Raw genomic sequence first — 20,007 nt, 5'->3', positions numbered from 1 at the left:
CTCTTATTTCTCCTCCTTTTTCTTAGAGTAATCGCGTTTACGAGGTGCGATAAAAGAAGTATCTACTTCTTCGTAATGGAATTCAGGTGCTGTTTTCGCATCTACGAATTTAGCCATCGTTGTTTTTAAGAAATCCTCATCATTTCTCTCAGGAAATTCTGGCTTATAATGAGCACCGCGGCTTTCGTTACGGTTATAGGCTCCGATTGTAATGACACGTGCTAATTGAAGCATATTTTGCAACTGACGTGTGAAGGCAGCTCCTTGGTTGCTCCATTTTGCCGTGTCATTAATATTGATATTTTCATAACGCTCTAATAGCTCTTGTAATTTTTCATCTGTTTTCAATAATTTATCATTGTAACGAACAACTGTTACATTATCTGTCATCCACTCGCCAAGCTCTTTATGAAGAACATAAGCATTTTCAGTTCCATTCATGGACATGATATGATTCCATTTTTCCTCTTCCTGTTGAACATAGCCATCAAATAGAGAAGAAGATAGAGAATCGACACTCTTTTCAAGTCCGTTAATATACTTCACAGCATTTGGACCAGCAACCATTCCGCCAAAGATAGCGGATAATAAAGAGTTAGCTCCTAATCGGTTTGCACCGTGCTGAGAATAATCACACTCACCAGCTGCGAATAGACCAGGGATATTGGTCATTTGATCATTGTCTACCCAAAGACCACCCATTGAGTAATGAACAGCTGGGAAGATTTTCATTGGCAATTTACGCGGATCTTCACCTGTAAACTTCTCATAAATTTCAATGATTCCACCAAGCTTAATATCAAGCTCCTTAGGATCCTTATGTGAAAGATCAAGGTATACCATGTTCTCCCCGTTAATACCTAGTTTTTGATTGACACATACATCAAAGATTTCACGTGTTGCGATATCACGTGGTACAAGGTTTCCATATGCAGGATATTTCTCCTCTAGGAAATACCAAGGCTTACCATCCTTGTATGTCCAAACACGTCCACCTTCACCACGAGCAGATTCACTCATAAGACGAAGCTTATCATCCCCTGGAATGGCTGTAGGATGGATCTGAATGAATTCACCGTTTGAATAGTAAACGCCTTGTTGGTAGGCAATGGCTGCCGCAGAACCTGTATTAATAACAGAGTTTGTCGACTTACCGAAGATAATTCCAGGACCACCTGTTGCCAAAATAACGGCATCTGCAGGGAATGACTTTATTTCCATTGAAGTTAGGTTTTGAGCAACAACACCGCGACAAACTCCCTCGTCATCAATAATCGTTCCTAAAAATTCCCATCCTTCGAATTTATTCACTAAGCCTGCTACCTCATGGCGACGAACTTGTTCATCTAAAGCATATAAAAGCTGTTGTCCCGTAGTGGCACCAGCAAATGCTGTGCGGTGATGCTGTGTTCCACCAAAGCGACGGAAATCAAGTAAGCCTTCAGATGTTCTGTTAAACATAACACCCATACGATCAAATAAATGAATAATACCAGGTGCAGCTTCACACATCGCTTTTACAGGTGCCTGATTAGCCAAAAAGTCTCCACCATAGATCGTATCATCAAAGTGAATCATAGGTGAATCCCCTTCACCTTTTGTATTGACAGCTCCATTAATACCACCTTGGGCACAAACAGAGTGAGAACGTTTAACAGGCACTAATGAAAATAAATCGACAGCTGTCCCATTTTCTGCTGCTTTTACTGTTGCCATTAAGCCGGCTAGTCCGCCACCGACTACAATAATCTTACCTTTACTCATTCGTTTTCACTCCTTTAATTCCTCTTACTGCATCTCTATTAATCTATTAAACGAACGCGAATATTGCACGAATACCTACGTATGATAAAGCAATGAAAATACCGATTGTCACATAAGTTGATATAAGTTGTGATCTTGGCGTAACTGTAATCCCCCAACTTACAGCAAAAGACCATAATCCATTAGCAAAATGGAAAATAGTAGAAACTACCCCAACTATGTAGAAAACAAGCATAAATGGATTCGATAGAATATTCTCCATCATTTGATAATTCACCTCTGCACCGAATGCAGCCGCTACTCTTGTTTGCCATACATGCCATACGACAAAGATTAACGTCACAATTCCAGTGACACGTTGAAGAACAAACATCCAATTTCGGAAAAAGTTGTATCTACTCGCATTGTTTTTTGCTGTGAAAGCAATATAAATACCGTAGATAGCATGAAACAATATCGGTAGGAAAATAACAAAAATTTCAAGAACATACCGGAATGGCAGTTGCTCCATAAAATGTGCTGCTTTATTGAAGGAATCCACTCCTTTTGTAGCAAAATGATTCACTACAAGATGCTGGATGAGGAATAATCCAACAGGAATAACCCCTAGCAATGAATGCAATCTGCGATAAAAAAACTCTCGATTACCCGCCATAAATTTACCCCCCTTTAAAATTTGAAAACTCTAGCGGTTATTTCTCCCTATTCCCCTTAAGGAATATGTACAACTTACTGATTTCACAATGAACACTTAAAGTGTGCCATTATGAAATGAGAACAGCTAATTTGAATAAATGTCGAATAATTTTTTACAATTATGTGACAAGTCCATTTTACTCTCTACCTCTTAGACCGTCAAGAAAACGTATACACAAAATCTCCAATAAAAACAAAATCTTTAGACTATATAAACAAAAGAACCCTCATATGACAAAGCTTTTTTTAGATATATTAAAATAACAAAAATTACTAATGAGCTGAGGAGCCTTTTTTTATATTCCGTGCGTAAAACGGTCTAAATTGTATATAATAGAATCATAGAAAGAGGGGAGAGCATTGACTGAAATGATGACTTCTGAAAAGACACATCAATCTGAACCTATAACAGTTCCAGCATTTGGATATGAACTGATTCGAGAAATTTTATTACCAAGTCTTCTTGGGAAGGAAACCTCCGCCATTCTTTATTGGGCTGGAAAAGATTTGGCACGTAAATTCCCATTACAATCGATAGATGAAATCATTGAATTTTTCGATAAATCAGGGTGGGGATCTTTAACGATAAAAGATGAAACAAAAAACGAACTGCAAATGGAATTAACGAGCCCATTAATCTCCGAAAGACTTCAGAAAAAAGACATCTCAACCTTTCAGCTAGAAGCTGGGTTTCTCGCTCACCAAATCGAAACACTAAAAGATGTTATCGCTGAAGCCTATGAACATCCAAAGCGACGAGCAAAAAAGGTCATCTTCACCGTTAAATGGGACAGTAAGGACTCTATTGAATAGTACAAGTCCCTGTTCATGAATGGAGCCAAAAAGCAATAAATGCTTTTTGGCTTCTTTTTTCTTATTTACGAATTAACAGGTGTTCCTGCTAATTCAAAGGCCTTATGTAAGGAATCCACGGCATCAATCATATTTCCCTCTTCAACAACAGTCGAAACCTTAATTTCGGATGTACTAACCATTTTCACTTCAATCGACTCATCGGCCAGCACTTCAAACATTTTCGCTGCAACCCCTGGATTAGACACCATGCCTGAGCCAACAATGGACACCTTTGCTAAATCAGATTCAAATTGGACATTTTCGTATTGCAGTTTTTCCTTATTGTCTGCTAATACTTTCAACGTATCCTTTAAATCTTCTGAATGGATCGAAAAAGATAAATCGGTTGTATTTTTGTTCGTAGTACTTTGAATAATAATATCTACATTTAAATGGTTATTTGCCAATGTTGTGAAAATCGTCGACAAGCTTGACAATGTATTAGATAACCCTAATACCGTTACTTTCGTGATTTTATCCTCAAATGCGATTCCTCGTACAACTAAATTTTGTTCCATTCGTCCTTCCTCCTCGATGATCGTCCCTGATTCCCTTTCCATACTTGAGCGCACTTCTAAAGGAACTTGATAATTCTTAGCAAATTCAACTGCTCTAGGATGTAATACGCCAGCACCAAGGTTGGCAAGCTCGAGCATCTCATCATAAGAAATGGAGAGTAACTTACGAGCATCCTTCACGTAGCGAGGATCTGTTGTAAATACACCTGTTACATCTGTGTAAATGTCACATTTATCAGCCTTTAATGCTGCAGCTAAAGCAACTGCTGTTGTATCAGAGCCACCACGACCAAGTGTAGCTATCTCTCCATCGATTGTAGCCCCTTGAAAACCTGCTACGACTACGATTTTTCCTTTTCCTAGCTCTGCTTGAACGCGGGTACTATCTATATTTAACACTCGTGCATTTCCAAATACAGATTCTGTCTCAATTCCTGCCTGCCAGCCTGTGAATGAAATGGCCTCATAGCCTTTATTCTGTAAAGCCATCGCTAATAATGAAATGGTCACCTGCTCTCCGGTTGTAAGGAGCATATCCATTTCCCTTTTACTCGGATCAGAGGTGATCTCTGCTGCAAGTGATACTAATTTGTCCGTTGTTTTTCCCATTGCAGAGACAACCACGACAACATCATTTCCCCGATTCTTTTCTTCAATCACTCTCTCGGCAACATTCTTGATTCTCTCAGCACTACCAACAGAGGTTCCCCCAAATTTTTGTACGATTAATCCCACGCCATTCCCTTCTTTCCTAAAATATGTAAATCTCAGTTGAATTGGCAATAAAAAAAGCAATGAGATACCATCTCACTGCTGCGCCATCACAACGTAAAAAGCAAAAGCCTTACGTTTTCGCACCACTAAGATAGCTCTCCAAGACAATATGTCTTGACAATTCTGCACCTATTTGGTTGCAGAACCAGCAAAAAAAGGGATGAGCCTTTTTTTACTTCGGCAGTCCACTCCTTTCAAGACTTTTCGTCGAAACTCAACTTTCTCCAAGTCCTTACTCTTAGTGTCCGCACCTCTACCTTCACTTTATTAAATAAAGTGATTGCGATATAAAATTGACCTCATTATAGCACACCCAATTAATGAAAACAACGTCATTCCTGTAATTTATTGTATAAGCCTTCTGCTGCACTTGGTGGAATGCCAAGTTCTCTGAACTGCTCAATCGATGCTTCTCTCATTTTTTTTACCGAGCCAAAATGCTTCAGTAATTGTTTTTTTCTCTTTTCTCCAATCCCAGGAATGTCATCCAAAATCGATTGGAAGGCCGTTTTGCCTCGTAATTGACGATGGAAGGTAATCGCAAATCGGTGAACTTCATCCTGAATTCTTTGGAGCAGGTAAAATTCCTGACTATTTCTCGCGAGCGGAATCATCTCTAGTGGATTTCCATATAAAAGCTGTGAAGTTCGGTGTTTATCATCTTTAACCAAACCAGATAGCGGAATATCCAAGCCAAGTTCATTTTCAAGTACATCACGAACTGATTCTACATGCCCTTTTCCACCGTCAATAATAATCAAGTCTGGTAGTGGGAGACCTTCCTTTAACACTCTTGAATAGCGCCTTCTAACTACTTCTCTCATTGATTCATAATCATCAGGTCCTTTGACCGATTTAATCTTATATTTACGGTACTCCCGTTTGACCGGCTTTCCATCAATAAATACAACAAGTGCCGACACGGGATCTGTTCCTTGAATATTGGAATTATCGAAGGATTCAATCCGTCGTGGAATGGCAATGCCAAGTGCATTGCCTAGCTGTTCAACCGCTTTAATCGTTCTCTGCTCATCCCGCTCCACGAGTGAGAATTTCTCCTTTAAAGCAATGGTTGCATTTTTTTCGGCAAGCTTGACGAGATCCTTTTTTTGACCGCGTTTTGGTTTCAAAATCTTCACGTTTAAAAGTTTTTCCGCTAAGTCCTCATCAATTTTTTCTGGCAAAAGAATTTCTTTCGGTTTAAAATGGCTCGCCTTATCGTAGAATCGACCGAGGAAGGTTAGAAATTCCTCTTCTGGTTCACTATAAAAAGGGAATAGTGATACATCACGTTCGATTAGCTTTCCTTGGCGAACAAAGAAAACTTGGACACACATCCAGCCCTTATCAACAGCATAACCGAATACATCTCGGTCGGTAAAATCGGTGGATGTCATTTTCTGTTTTTCCATTGTCGATTCAATATGAGCAATTTGGTCACGGAATTCCTTTGCTCTTTCAAAGTCCAGTTCTTCAGAAGCTTTTAACATTTTTTCCGTCAAATCTTTTTTGATTTCTTGATAACCACCATTCAAAAATCTTGTGATTTCTTCTACCATTTCACGATACGTCGTTTCAGGCACTTCATTGATACATGGGGCTAAACATTGCCCCAAATGATAGTATAAGCAAACACGATCAGGGAGAGTAGCACATTTGCGTAGAGGGTAAATGCGATCGAGTAATTTCTTCGTTTCATTTGCAGCCCCTACGTTTGGATAGGGACCAAAGTACTTCCCCTTATCCTTTTTCACCTTCCTCGTCGTAATCAAGCGAGGATGACGCTCGGAAGTCAGTTTGATAAAAGGATATGTTTTATCATCTTTTAGCATCACATTATATTTTGGGTCATGCTTTTTAATTAAATTTAATTCAAGCAATAATGCTTCCATATTGGAGGATGTAACGATATATTCAAAATCCTCAATTTCGTTAACAAGCACCTGCGTTTTTCCATTATGAGAGCCAGTAAAATAAGAGCGCACTCTGTTTTTGAGTACTTTCGCTTTACCAACATAAATGATCGTACCTTGACGATCTTTCATAAGATAACATCCTGGCTGGTCAGGGAGAAAAGCTAATTTGTTTTTTATCTTGTCGTTCATCATATCTCATCCCCACTTTGCAATTCCTACAGATAAATATATCATAACCAGTACCGACTTGCTCAAAGTAGAGTGATCAACAAAGCTCCTACAAAATGTAGGAAGCTTCCGGTTTGTCTCATTCGATCCAAACATCTCTCCCCCTTAAGCGGAATTTTTCCTGTTATCTCCTCAATGGAGTCTCTTTTAGGGGAAATAACGGAAGATTTTCCGCTTATGGAGGGCAAAAGCGTTTATTTTGGCATTTTTTGAGGGAATAGCAGGAATTTCTCCTGTTATTTCGGCTCTTTTTCATGATGTCTGCTCATTAAGCGGAAATTTTCCTGTTATTTTTTCATTCCGATAGTACTACCGTTTATACGAATGTTTTATCCACAAGTCAAGGGAATTTATAAATTCCTAAGCAACAAAAAACTCCCGACATCATGCTTTGAGTCGGGAGCCTTTATTTAATCTTATAAATGTGAATTTAAACGTTCAGCTAACGCTTCTTTCGGTTGGAAACCAACGACTTTGTCTACAACTTCCCCATCCTTGAATACAAGTAATGTCGGGATGCTCATGACACCAAACTTAGCTGCTGTTTCTTGATTATCGTCAACATCTAGCTTAACGATTTTCAATTTTTCCCCAAGTTCAGAATCTAATTCTTCAAGAACAGGAGCAATCATTTTACAAGGGCCACACCAAGGAGCCCAAAAATCAGCTAATACTACACCTGAGCCTGTTTCAGTATCAAAATTTTGGTCAGTTACATGTGAAATTGCCATACTATATTTACCTCCTAAAATGAACTAGCTATGAATTTGAAATCATTCACGTTTTCATAGCCCATATACTTTAAAGTTATACTAACGACAGTATATCACCGTTTATCCTACGATGCGAATAATTTGTTCGGAACTAATTTCCCCATAAATTTTGCTTCTATTCATGTTGGCACTTACCATGACATAAATAGAAGGACCTATTACATATAAACTATAAAACGAGCGGGCTCATAACCGCTCGTTTCATTTATTTACGCATTCACTTTTAATTTCTTAAATTCTTCTGTTAGCATTGGAACGACCTCGAATAGGTCTCCAACAATGCCATAGTCTGCTACATTAAAGATATTTGCTTCAGGATCTTTATTAATCGCGACAATAACCTTCGAATTGGACATTCCAGCTAAATGTTGAATCGCTCCAGATATTCCACACGCGATGTATAGGTCTGGTGTGACAACCTTACCCGTTTGACCAATTTGTAAAGAATAGTCACAGTACTCTGCATCACATGCTCCACGCGATGCACCCACTGCTCCCCCTAGTATTTGTGCAAGTTCCTTTAATGGTTCAAAGCCTTCTTCACTTTTGACTCCACGACCTCCAGCAATGACGACTTTCGCTTCAGAAAGGTCAACCCCTTCACTTGCTTTTCTAACCACTTCTTTAATAATCGTACGTAAGTCTTTAATGTCCACAGATAAAGAAGAAATCTCACCTGTTCTAGATTCATCCTTTTCTAACGGTGCAATATTATTTGGACGAATCGTTGCAAAAATTAATCCGTCTGTCACTATCTTCTTTTCAAAGGCTTTTCCAGAATAGATAGGACGCGTAAAGATAATATTATCTCCAGTTACTTCGATTCCAGTTACATCTGAAATTAACCCAGAATTTAACTTACTCGCTAATCTAGGAGATAGATCTTTCCCTAAAGACGTATGACCGATCACCAGTCCTTCAGGTTTCTCTGCATCAACAACAGCTAGTAACCCTTGTGAGTAGCCATCAGAAGTGTACTGAGCTAATTTTTCATCTTCAACAACAACAACTTTATCCGCACCATATTGAATTAATTCTTCCGTTAAATGACTAACGGATTCGCCGAGTAAAACACCTACAACCTCGCCACTTTCAGCGACCGTTTTAGCTGCGGAGACTGCTTCAAATGAAACGTTACGCAATTGTCCATCACGGACTTCACCTAACACTAATACTTTTCTAGCCATTTCGATTCCTCCTGTGTAATAGATTGAGAGATTCCAGTTTTCTATATTTGCTTTTCGTGTAAATGTCTACCTTAACCTCAAACGACTTTTGCTTCATTATGCAGCAAGTCTACTAATTCCTTTACTTGATCAGAAAGGTCTCCTTCAAGGACTCTTCCAGCTTCTTTTTGAGATGGCAAGTAAATTTCGATTGTTTTTGTCTTTGCCTCAACGTCATCCTCATCTAAATCAAGATCATCTAGCTCAAGCTCATCAAGTGGCTTCTTCTTCGCTTTCATAATCCCTGGTAAAGATGGATAACGCGGGTCATTTAAACCTTGTTGAGCGGTTACAAGTAAGGGCAAGCTTGTTTGAATAATCTCGGAATCTCCTTCAACATCACGAACAACCGTTACAGCAGAACCGTCTATTTCAAGTTTCGTAATGGTCGTCACATATGGAATATCGAGGAGTTCTGCCACACGTGGTCCAACCTGACCTGATCCACCATCAATGGCAACATTCCCTCCAATAATTAAATCTGCTTCTTTGTCTTTTAAATATTCAGCAAGAATTTTTGCTGTCGTATACTGGTCACTATCATCAAGGTCATCTTCTGTATTGATTAACACTGCCTTATCAACACCCATTGCTAACGCCGTACGCAATTGCTTTTCAGCTTCTTCATTGCCCACTGTAATGACGGTCACTTCTCCACCTTGAGAGTCGCGAACTTGAATCGCTTCTTCGATTGCATACTCGTCATAAGGATTAATGATGAATTCTGCTCCATCCTCATTAATTTGGCCACCTGCAATTGAAATCTTTTCTTCCGTATCGAATGTTCTTTTCATTAATACATAGATGTTCATGGTTTCCCCTCCTAATATTTTTCCAGACAATCTGATGGAATGAAGTACTTTTTCATATGTTAAAGAGACTTGATGCGCAAGCTCTAAAACGACAAATAGTTGTTAACGCTCTCAAATTTTGGAATAGGAGATATTTTCTAATAATTATACATAGAAATCTATCTACCTTTAAATTCTGGCTCCCTTTTTTCAATAAAAGCGGCGATGCCTTCTTTTGCATCTTCTGAACCAAATACTTCTCCAAATAGTTCAGCCTCTCTTTTTACCCCTTGATAAAACTCTTTCGTTTTTGAATAATTTAATAGTTCAATTGTAGCTTTGATCGAAAGAGGACTTTTCTTCGCAATTTTCTTTGCTATTTTCCTTGCATTTTCTAGTAACTCTTCTTCTGGATAAGCGTGATTCGCAAGGCCATAGCGGACAGCTTCTAATCCTGTAATTGGATCACTTGTAAACATCATTTCAGCTGCCATTGCTGTTCCTACATAACGAGGTAGGCGCTGGGACCCTGCAAAACCTGGTATAATTCCAAGTTGAAGTTCTGGTAATCCTAGCTTGGCTTGTTCTGTAACAAGTCTAAAATGACAAGCCATAGCCAGTTCCAATCCTCCACCAAGAGCTGCACCGTGTATCGCTGCGATAATGGGCTTCGGATAATTTTCCATTCGCTCAAATAGTTCTTGACCAGTTGTTCCTAATTTCGAAAAGTCATCCTCAGACTGGACCATTGTAAATTCCTTAATGTCAGCGCCTGCGGAGAAAAATCGACCTTCCCCATGAATAAGAACGACGCGAATGTCTTCCGTTTGTTCTATTTCGTTTAGTGCTTCAGTCAATTCCTTCATGACTCCTGACGACAAAGCATTTGCAGGCGGACGATCTAGCTTAATCGTTGCAATCTTTTCATCGTATGACCAGTTTAAGTATTCCACGTAACATCCCCTCGCTTTATTAGACTTATGAATCTCCACGACATCCATTTAACAGCAGTTTATGTACTGGAGCTGCTAAAGCTTGTAAATCGTATTTCAAGTCGTTCATAACCCATGTTGTGGCTGTTTCATCCATTGTTCCAAAGATCATTTGTCGGGCTAGTCGTAAGTTCAATTCAGATGCAAACTCACCATTTTCCATCCCTTCCAATAATATTTGGTCAATGACCTTTAAATACCCCTTTAATACTTGATTAATACGTAAGCGCAAGTCTTTATTAGACTGACGTAATTCTAATTGTGTCACGATCGCTAACTGGGGATCCGCTGAGAGTATTTTAAAATGGGTTTCGACCATCATTAATAACTTCTCTGCCGCAGTCGCTTTTCCTGCTATTCTATCTTCGATTTTTTCAACAAAGCTTCCCATTTTTTCTTGAAAGAGAGAGATGAGAATATCTTCTTTATTTTTAAAATATAAATAGATCGTACCGTCTGCTACCCCCGCCTGCTTCGCAATCTTTGATACTTGGGCCTGATGATAGCCATTTTCTGCTATCACAATTACAGCAGCATCGATAATTTGTTTATATTTAGGTTTATTTTTTTTCAATGAATTCTCTCCCTCCATGAAACACTGGTGCTTTCTCATGGTATCAATCACCATGATGGATTAAGTATTTTTTTAGATCCTTTAAATGATTTGATTCAAAAAAGAAAATTATGAATGAATAATCATTCATAATTTTATGATAGTCGCGTATTTCATTTATGTCAAGAAATTATCATTCTACTCTTTACAGATAATCGGACGAGCTTATGCTTTAATTTCTTCTTCATTCTGCAGTTTCTTCTTTTCCTCATCTATTAAAGTTCTTCTCAAAATTTTCCCTACAGCAGTCTTTGGTAATTCCTTTCTAAATTCATAGATCCTTGGAACTTTGTAAGCCGCTAAATGTTTTCTAGTAAACTCATCAAGATCTTTCTCAGTCACAGTGGATCCTTCTTTTACCACGACATATGCTTTGACGGTTTCCCCACGGTATGGATCAGGGACACCTGCCGCTACGACTTCCACGATCTCTGGATGTTCATACAATACCTCTTCAATTTCCCGAGGATAAATATTAAAGCCTCCAGCAATAATCATATCTTTTTTCCGATCCACTACGTAAAAATAGCCATCTTCATCCATATAGCCTAAATCACCTGTTAAAAGCCAGCCATCCCTTAATGTTTGTGCTGTATCTTCCGGACGATTCCAGTACCCCTTCATCACTTGTGGGCCATTTACACAGATTTCTCCAATTTCACCTGCTGGTAATCTTTCGCCAGTCTCTAACGAAAAGATTGCTGCATCTGTGTCCGGCCATGGTACACCGATGCTTCCTTTTATGCGAGGACGGTCCCATAGAAAATTCGCATGTGTAACAGGAGAAGATTCTGTTAATCCATACCCTTCAACAAGCTTTCCACCTGTTACTTCTTCAAACTTTTGCTGAACCTCTACCGGTAATGGAGCTGAACCGGATATACACGAATCAATCGATGAGAGATCATATTTTTGCAAGTCTGGATGATTTAATAAGCCGATGTACATTGTAGGAGCTCCAGGAAATAAAGTCGGACGCTGCTTTTCTATCGTCTTTAAAGCCGTCTCCATATCAAATTTCGGAAGAAGAACCATTTTGTTTCCTTGCATAACAGACAAAATCAAAACGGTAGTCATTCCGTATACGTGGAAAAATGGCAAAAACCCGAGAACGACTTCCTCTCCTTTTTTACATTTATAGAGCCATGCTTCACACATCGAGGCATTTGCGACAAGATTTTTATGCGTTAACATTACCCCTTTCGGATAACCTGTTGTCCCTCCTGTATACTGCAGTAAAGCGATATCTTCTTCAAAATTAAACTCTGGCTCCTCCAGTGGCTTTTGAGGCTGTTTCAATATTTCTGTTAAAAGATGTTGATTGCCTTCATGCTGGACATTAACTGAAAAACCGTATTGCTTCTTTTGAATAAATGGATAAACCAAGTTCTTGGGAAAAGGTAAATAGTCTTTGATAGCGGTTACAATTATATGTTGCAAATCAGTTTTTGGCATGACTTTCGTGACACGTGGATATAGGATATCTAAGGTGATAATGATTTTCGAACCTGAATCATTGATTTGATACTCAATTTCTCTTTCCACATATAGTGGATTCGTTTGGACGACAATTCCGCCAGCAAACAATATACCATAATAACTAATTACCGATTGCGGACAGTTAGGTAGCATGATCGCAACCCTGTCACCCTTCTCAATCCCTAAGCTTTGCAAATAACCTGCAAACTTGAGCGATGCAGCGTACACTTCATGATAGGTCATTTCTTTGCCCATGAAGTGGATGGCTATCTTATCGGGATTTTCTTCGGCTGTTTTCTTTAAATAATTTTGAACAGGTTCATTTGAATATGTCAAAGTATGTGGAATTTGTTCTGGATAGCTCTTTAGCCAAGGCTTCAAATCAGTCATAGTGGCCCCCCTATTCTTATAATTTTTCGAACATTCTAATTGTTCATTATTCATTATAATATAGTCGGCTACGTACTGACAATTAATTCTTACCTGACATGCTTGTCTTTTAGCGTAAATAAAAAACGCCGAAGCCTCGACGTTTTTTGAACTTACTTTAAAATAAATAGAAAATGCCAATGACAACAAATACAGCACATAAAACAAAAAGGATTTTTGCTAATTTCTCCAACTGAACTCGCTCCTTATGCGATATTCGCACCAATTACAAATGATAAGCTAATCGATATCATCATAGAAATGAAACCTACCGCGCGGTTATCATTTTCAATTTCTTCATCGATTTTAAATTTCGGGGTGAAAAATTCAAAAATGAAATATCCAATTAACAGTAAGAAGAAGCCATAAGCTCCCCAACCAATCATCGTAAATAACGTGTCATGGTGAGAAATGGAATGTCGGAATACATTCACAATCCCGAAGATTTTTCCTCCCGTAGCCATCGCTACTGCTATATTCCCTTTTTTAATTTCTTCCCAGTTTCGATATTTTGTTACTAACTCAAAAATCGCTAAAAACACGACAAGACATAAAATAACAACACTAAAATAGGCTGCTGTTTGTACGTATTCGTTCTCCCAAAAACCATTCATCTTGAACTCACCCCATAATTCTAAGCTCCTCTTTTCTGTTGATGAAAAGAGATATTTCCTTATTTAAATTCTACCACTGTAACGCCTGTTCCACCTTCTCCTGCATCCCCAAAACGAATTTTCTTCACAGAACGATGATTTCGTAAGTATTCTTGTACACCTTGTCTTAATGCACCCGTTCCTTTTCCATGAATAATGGAAACACGAGGATAACCAGCTAAAAGGGCATCGTCAATATATTTTTCTACCCGGACAAGGGCATCTTCAAACCGTTCCCCTCTTAAGTCTAATTCTAACCCAACATGGAAATCCTTGCCCTTGATCGTTGCCATCGGTTTCGTATGTACAATTTTTTCACTCTTAATAAACTGCAGATCCGACTCATTGACCTTCATTTTTAGAATTCCGATTTGAACCTGCCATTCTTTCTCTGATACTTTTTCGATCAGATGTCCACTTTGACCAAAGCTCAATACTTTGACTTCATCACCAGGTTTAAAGTTGTGCGCATCGCTCTTATGTGCAGTTGCCTTTTTCGACTTGCTCGTCTTTGGCGTAGCTTCTTCTAAGCGTTTTTTCGCTTCTATTAACTCATGTTCCTTCACTTCTGCTTGCTTTTCCATTTGCATTTTTCGCAAGGAACGAATGACGTCTTCTGCTTCCGCTTTCGCTTTTTCAAGAATTTGCTGAGCCTTTTCCTTCGCTTTTTCCTCAAGAGATTCTTTCTGATCATAATATTCCGCCATTTGCTTTTGAAGGTCTTTATGCATTTTCTCTGCATCCCTCAATAAGCTATGGGCCTCTTCTAATTCCGTTTCAGCTTGTCTTCGATTTTCCTCTAAAGCAGCAATCATGCCTTCCACTTGATTTGAATCAGCACTAATATACGTTTTAGCTGTATTGATCACCGTTTCTTTTAATCCAAGACGTTTGGAAATTTCAAAGGCATTACTTCGTCCTGGTACTCCGATTAAAAGCTTATAAGTTGGACTAAGGGTTTCAATATCAAACTCAACACTTGCATTTGTGACCCCTTCCCGATTATAGCCATATGCCTTAAGTTCAGGATAATGGGTTGTTGCAATCACTCTAGCACCGCTTTTGTAAACCTCATCTAGAATTGAAATCGCAAGTGCAGCCCCTTCTTGTGGGTCTGTCCCTGCCCCAAGTTCATCAAATAATACTAAGCTTTGAAAATCGACTTCATTGAGAATGTCCACGATATTGACCATATGAGAGGAGAATGTACTTAAACTTTGCTCAATCGACTGTTCATCTCCAATATCTGCGAACACAGAGCCAAAGACAGCCATTTCTGAACCATCTAAAGCAGGAATTTGTAAACCAGCCTGAGCCATTAAAGTACAAAGCCCTACTGTTTTTAACGTCACCGTTTTCCCACCTGTATTCGGTCCTGTGATGACTATCGTCGTAAAATCCTTCCCAAGATAAATATCATTCGCTACTACTTGATCGCTTGGAATTAACGGATGTCTTGCTTTGAAAAGATTAATTCGCCCCTCATTATTCATCTTCGGTTTAGAAGCTTTTATTTTGCTTCCATAACGAGCCTTCGCAAACATGAAATCGACTTGAGCAAGGACGTCAACTATTGCTTTTAACTCCACACTAAATTCCGCAACTCGACTTGATAATTCAATTAAAATCCGTTCAATTTCTTGCTGTTCCTTCACCCTAATCTCTTGAAGCTCGTTGTTTAATTGAACGATAGACTGTGGTTCAATGAATAAGGTTTGACCAGAGGAACTTTGATCATGAATGATACCGCCATAATGTCCTCGATACTCCTGTTTAACCGGAATGACAAAACGGTCATTACGAATGGTGACGATCGCATCAGAAAGCATTTTTTGTGCATTCGAGGAACGAATCATACTTTCTAATCTTTCTCTTACCCGGCTTTCCTTCGTTCTTAATTGATTTCTTAAAGACCGTAATAGTTCACTAGCACTATCCAGAATGGCACCGTTGTCATCAACTGCCATTCGAATCGCTTCTTCTAAGTCAGATAATACGACAATTTCCTGCGTTAACTCTTGAAGATGAGGAAGTACAAGCTCCTCCTCTATTAAATCATTTATAAATTTCTTGATCATCCGACTTGCATGAATTGTACTTGAAATTTGCATCAATTCTTGCGGACTAAGCATTCCACCGATATCCGCTCTCTTTATATGAGGCTTAATATCATAAATTCCACCTAAAGGCACATTCCCCTTTAAGCGTAGAATACTGGTTGCTTCATCCGTTTCTTCTTGCCTTATAACTACTTCTTCAAAGTTTGTAGAGGGCATAAGCTCTTTCACTAATTGTCTTCCTAATGAAGAAGACGCAAGCTCTAACACCTGCTCTTTGACTTTATGAAATTCTAAAACCTTTAAAACGCGCTGTTGCATGGAGAAAAATCCCCCTTTTCTTAAACAATGCTGTTTACTTATTTTTCTATACTCGACTTCCATTTTACGTAATCGAAGTCGAGTATGGCTAGTAATGTTACCTATTCTGTAAAAATTGTTGCAATTCTTCTAAGTTTGAAGCATTCAATACATTGCTTCGTTTAATCCAGCCTTTTTTTGCCGTTGAAACTCCAATATTCATATATTCTAACGTTTCCATCCTATGGGCATCTGTATTAATGACCACTTTGACACCAGCTTCTTGTACTTTCCTTATATGTTCAGCATTTAAATCAAGGCGGTTCGGATTGGCATTAAGCTCCAATGCTGTATTCGTTTCTTTCGCGACCTCTATCAACATATCGATATCTACTGAATAGCCTTCCCTTATTCCGATTTTTCTCCCTGTGGGGTGGGCAATAATATCGACATGTTGATTCTTTAAAGCATTCGTCAATCGCTTCATAATTTGCTCTTTTGACTGGGAAAAGCCTGAATGGATCGATGCGATCACAAGGTCCATCTCTTTTAGAACGTCATCTTCAAAATCGAGTGTTCCATCAGGGAGAATGTCCATTTCTACCCCTGCTAAAATGGTGATGTCATCATATTTTTTATTCAGTTTCGCTATTTCTTCCCTTTGACGTCTGAGCCTCTCTTCATCTAATCCATTGGCTACTTTTAAAAATTTCGAGTGATCTGTAATCGCCATATACTTATACCCGAGGTTACGACACTCATTGACCATCTGCTCTATCGTATGAGCCCCATCACTCCAAGTCGAGTGCATATGTAAATCGCCATTGATATTCTCGATCGAGATGATCTCAAGCTCATCCGAATATTTCTCGACTTCCTTCCCATCTTCTCTCATTTCTGGGGGAATGAGTGGGAGATTAAAATGTTGATAAAAATCGGCCTCAGACTCAAAAGTCAATATTTCACCTGTCTCGACCACTTCAACACCGTACTCACTAATTTTTTCTCCACGCTCTTTCGCTAGTTGTCTCATTCGCACATTATGATCCTTCGATCCAGTAAAATGATGGAGCGTAGTCGCAAACTCTTCCGGTTTCACTAAACGGAAATCAACAGAGACGTCATAACTATAATCAAGAACGACGGATACTTTTGTATCCCCAGCAGCAACGATTTCCTTTATTTTATCTAGCTTTAGTAGTTGCTCCTTTACGGAGGAAGGTTGAGCAGTTGAGATAATGAAATCTAAATCTTTAACTGTTTCTCTAACTCTGCGAATACTACCTGCCCTTGAAAATCGATCAACGTCATTCATTTGTGCCAGTTCTTCTTCAAGATGCTGTGCAATCGGTAGCATGTAAGCAAGTGGAAGGCGATCTGGTTGATTCCCCACTGTTGCTATAGCCGCCAAAATTTTCTCTTCTGTCTTTTGCCCAAAACCAGCAAGACCCCTTACTTTTTGTTCAAGGCACGCCTTCTTCAAATCAGCTACATTCTCTATCCCCAGCTCTTTATGTAGCTTGGCAATCTTTTTTCCACCTAAACCAGGAAGCTGCAGCAACAGAACGAGTCCCTTAGGTACTTCTTCTTGCAGCTCTTTGAGCACGACTGATTGACCTGTTTGTATGTATTCATCAATTACAGAAGCTGTACCCTTGCCAATTCCTTGAAGCTTCGTAAAATCAGCTATTTCATCAATCGCTTGTTCATCTGCCTCAAGTGCTGCAGCTGCCTTTCGAAAAGCAGATACTTTAAAAGGGTTCTCTCCCTTTAACTCCATATAAACGGCAATCGTTTCAAGTAAACGAATGACATCCTTTTTATTAACCGTCATCTTTACACCTCTTAAACAATTGAAAATTTGGTGTTTATTTTACAACTACTTTTAAATCCGATACAATTATTGTTACCTTATTTTACTTGTGGAAACATTTTTCAAACGATATCCCTGACCTAAAAAAACTTCTCTAAAACAGAGAAGTTTTAAGATGCGATATAATCAATCCATATTTCTTTTATTTGGTTAGAAAAATAAGGAGTGTGCTCTACAATCATATTAGCGAGTCCCGAGTTACCAAGTGCATTTTGCACCACTTCAATCGGTAAGAGTGCTGATATAAATAGAACGATGAAAAGCACAAGATATACTTCTACAAAGCCTAGTATCCCACCAGCCCAAACGTTGAGTATTTTTAAAATTGGGAGGTTAGCAACAAAATCTAACATACTTCCAATGATTTGCATGGCAATTTTGACCGCAAAAAAAATCCCGACAAACGAGATGGCACGATAGTATGCAACTTCTAGATTCCCGTTGTCTAGTAACAATTGAAATGCTGAGTCACTTCCAAAGTTTGGATAAGGGATCCAAAGAGTAAGCTTAGGGGCTAACTGATCATAATACATATGAGCAACGACAAAGGCGACGATAAATCCAACTAAGTGGATAAGTTGAAGAATAAACCCTCTTTTTAAACCTACTAAAAAACCAAATAATAATATAATAAAAATTGCAAGATCTAGCATATTTTCTTCAATCCTTTACTCTTTTTAATTCACCTTCTAATCGTTCAAGCTGTTCTTTCATTTTTAAATAATCATTAACAGCATTGACCGCTGTTAAGACTGCAAGCTTGCTCGTATTGAGTGAAGGATTCTTGGAGCTAATTTCACGCATTTTCTCATCAACCATTGAAGCGATAAGTTTTACATGACTAGAATCTTCAGTGCCGATAATAACATAATGTTGACCATAAATGTCAACAGTTGTACGCGTTTTCTGTCCTTCTGACAAGCGAGATGCCCCCTATTCATAGAATCCTAATCACTATGATAACATGAACCTATTATAGTGAAAAGTCTAAGTATGTCTAAACATAGCGTATTTTGGAGGTTTCGATGACAGGGGTAGAAATTTTAGATTAAGAGATGATATAGAAGAAATATATAAAAAGATTGGAGAAAATCATATGAGTCAGGTTGTTTTAAAGCTAACCTTAAGTGAAATTGATGCGATGAAGAAGCACTATGAGGCTCAATTAACTAATTCGAACCCGCCGGGGAGTATTTTTTGTGCCAAAACTCCTCAATGTACGATTACTCCCTATAAATCCGGGAAAGTTCTTTTTCAAGGTGGTGGCTGTCAAAGTGAAGCGAACAAATGGGGAGAAACAGTTGCAAATAGCGCGGTCGCGAAACCAAAAACTTCGAGCGGAACCCTTCCAGCCAATTTTGCAAACCTATCAGTTGTCGGCTCTGATGAGGTTGGTACAGGAGATTATTTTGGACCGATCACCGTTGTTGCGGCTTATGTTCAAAAAGAACAAATTCCGTTATTAAAGGAATTAGGGGTAAAAGACTCAAAAAATCTGAAGGATGATGCGATTTCAGAAATTGCGAAGCAAATTAAAGAAATTATCCCTTTCAGTCTCTTAACATTGCACAACGAAAAGTACAATCAATTACAGCAAAAAGGAATGTCACAAGGGAAAATTAAAGCCTTATTACATAATCAAGCAATCGGCCATGTCCTAGAAAAAATAGCCCCAGAAAAACCAGATGCTATACTGATTGATGAATTTGCTAAAAAGGAAGTCTATTATAATTACTTAAAAGGACAGTCTGTCGTCCATAAAGAGGATGTTTACTTTAGTACCAAGGCTGAAGGAGTTCACCTTGCTGTCGCGGCCGCTTCGATTATTGCCCGCTATGCCTTTGTTAAACACTTCGAGAACTTATCCAAGGAGGCTGGGTTCACGATTCCGAAAGGAGCAGGTCCTGCCGTTGACAAGGCCGCTGCTAGGTTGATTAAGGAAAAGGGAGAAAGTGTGTTACCAAAGTTCGTGAAATTGCATTTTGCCAACACGGGGAAAGCTCTAAAAATTGTTCGGAGTTAGGATCCCGATGAGCGGGAATAGGTGCTGGTGCACGTGCAGGGGGCCGA

General features: G+C 38.8%; 17 protein-coding genes and 1 riboswitch. Of the genes, 2 read left to right on the top strand and 15 right to left on the bottom strand.

The features are described from left to right. Positions 1-3 precede the first annotated feature (3 nt). A complete protein-coding gene (gene sdhA, locus AA0X71_RS07000) occupies positions 4-1,764 on the bottom strand; it encodes a succinate dehydrogenase flavoprotein subunit (protein WP_413360730.1) in 1,761 nt (586 codons plus the stop codon). A gap of 46 nt (positions 1,765-1,810) precedes the next feature. Then, positions 1,811-2,419 (bottom strand): succinate dehydrogenase cytochrome b558 subunit, encoded by a 609-nt coding sequence (locus AA0X71_RS06995; protein ID WP_413360728.1) that lies wholly within the window; start codon positions 2,417-2,419, stop codon positions 1,811-1,813. 410 nt (positions 2,420-2,829) lie between these two features. On the opposite strand from AA0X71_RS06995, the gene AA0X71_RS06990 reads away from it, so the two are divergent. Then, entirely contained in the window at positions 2,830-3,273 is a 444-nt protein-coding gene (locus AA0X71_RS06990) for a YslB family protein (protein ID WP_413362513.1), read from the top strand. 65 nt (positions 3,274-3,338) lie between these two features. Here AA0X71_RS06990 and AA0X71_RS06985 read toward each other — a convergent pair whose 3' ends face one another. The 13 genes from AA0X71_RS06985 to zapA form a co-directional block, all read right to left on the bottom strand. Further along, entirely contained in the window at positions 3,339-4,568 is a 1,230-nt protein-coding gene (locus tag AA0X71_RS06985; protein WP_413360725.1) for an aspartate kinase, read from the bottom strand. Positions 4,569-4,691: 123 nt separating this feature from the next. Beyond that, positions 4,692-4,871, bottom strand: a riboswitch (Lysine riboswitch). Positions 4,872-4,939: 68 nt separating this feature from the next. Continuing rightward, positions 4,940-6,712, bottom strand: coding sequence for an excinuclease ABC subunit UvrC (uvrC, locus tag AA0X71_RS06980; protein ID WP_413360723.1), 1,773 nt, complete (start codon positions 6,710-6,712; stop codon positions 4,940-4,942). A gap of 455 nt (positions 6,713-7,167) precedes the next feature. Further along, positions 7,168-7,482 carry a thioredoxin gene (trxA, locus tag AA0X71_RS06975; protein ID WP_019154746.1) on the bottom strand — a complete coding sequence of 105 codons (315 nt, stop codon included), beginning with the start codon at positions 7,480-7,482 and terminating at the stop codon, positions 7,168-7,170. Between the two features lie 251 nt (positions 7,483-7,733). Further along, on the bottom strand, positions 7,734-8,711 hold the full coding sequence (locus AA0X71_RS06970) for an electron transfer flavoprotein subunit alpha/FixB family protein (RefSeq protein ID WP_413360721.1): 978 nt from the start codon (positions 8,709-8,711) through the stop codon (positions 7,734-7,736). A 77-nt stretch (positions 8,712-8,788) separates the two neighbouring features. Next, entirely contained in the window at positions 8,789-9,562 is a 774-nt protein-coding gene (locus tag AA0X71_RS06965; protein ID WP_413360718.1) for an electron transfer flavoprotein subunit beta/FixA family protein, read from the bottom strand. A gap of 158 nt (positions 9,563-9,720) precedes the next feature. Then, a complete protein-coding gene (locus tag AA0X71_RS06960) occupies positions 9,721-10,494 on the bottom strand; it encodes an enoyl-CoA hydratase (protein WP_413360716.1) in 774 nt (257 codons plus the stop codon). Positions 10,495-10,519: 25 nt separating this feature from the next. Next, positions 10,520-11,107 (bottom strand): TetR/AcrR family transcriptional regulator, encoded by a 588-nt coding sequence (locus AA0X71_RS06955; protein ID WP_019154750.1) that lies wholly within the window; start codon positions 11,105-11,107, stop codon positions 10,520-10,522. Positions 11,108-11,311: 204 nt separating this feature from the next. Next, the gene (locus AA0X71_RS06950; RefSeq protein ID WP_413360713.1) at positions 11,312-13,015 is read right to left on the bottom strand and encodes a long-chain-fatty-acid--CoA ligase; all 1,704 of its coding nucleotides are present in this window, start codon (positions 13,013-13,015) and stop codon (positions 11,312-11,314) included. A gap of 245 nt (positions 13,016-13,260) precedes the next feature. Beyond that, positions 13,261-13,668: a DUF350 domain-containing protein gene (locus tag AA0X71_RS06945; protein ID WP_413360710.1), complete on the bottom strand. Its 408-nt coding sequence runs from the start codon at positions 13,666-13,668 to the stop codon at positions 13,261-13,263. Positions 13,669-13,727: 59 nt separating this feature from the next. Then, complete coding sequence (locus tag AA0X71_RS06940) at positions 13,728-16,085, bottom strand: endonuclease MutS2 (protein WP_413360708.1); 2,358 nt, start codon at positions 16,083-16,085, stop codon at positions 13,728-13,730. A 97-nt stretch (positions 16,086-16,182) separates the two neighbouring features. After that, complete coding sequence (gene polX, locus AA0X71_RS06935; protein WP_413360705.1) at positions 16,183-17,898, bottom strand: DNA polymerase/3'-5' exonuclease PolX; 1,716 nt, start codon at positions 17,896-17,898, stop codon at positions 16,183-16,185. Positions 17,899-18,047: 149 nt separating this feature from the next. Next, positions 18,048-18,590: a CvpA family protein gene (locus tag AA0X71_RS06930; RefSeq protein WP_413360703.1), complete on the bottom strand. Its 543-nt coding sequence runs from the start codon at positions 18,588-18,590 to the stop codon at positions 18,048-18,050. Positions 18,591-18,597: 7 nt separating this feature from the next. After that, the gene (zapA, locus tag AA0X71_RS06925) at positions 18,598-18,858 is read right to left on the bottom strand and encodes a cell division protein ZapA (RefSeq protein ID WP_413360701.1); all 261 of its coding nucleotides are present in this window, start codon (positions 18,856-18,858) and stop codon (positions 18,598-18,600) included. 175 nt (positions 18,859-19,033) lie between these two features. Here zapA and rnhC point away from each other — a divergent pair, with 175 nt between their 5' ends. Next, complete coding sequence (rnhC, locus tag AA0X71_RS06920) at positions 19,034-19,960, top strand: ribonuclease HIII (protein WP_413360698.1); 927 nt, start codon at positions 19,034-19,036, stop codon at positions 19,958-19,960. Positions 19,961-20,007 lie beyond the last annotated feature (47 nt).

Origin of the sequence: Robertmurraya phoenicis (assembly GCF_047302285.1) — a bacterium.
Classification (GTDB): Bacteria; Bacillota; Bacilli; order Bacillales; family Cytobacillaceae; genus Robertmurraya.
Note: the sequence above shows the minus strand (reverse complement) of the source record. Positions and strands in the feature narration are given on the sequence as shown.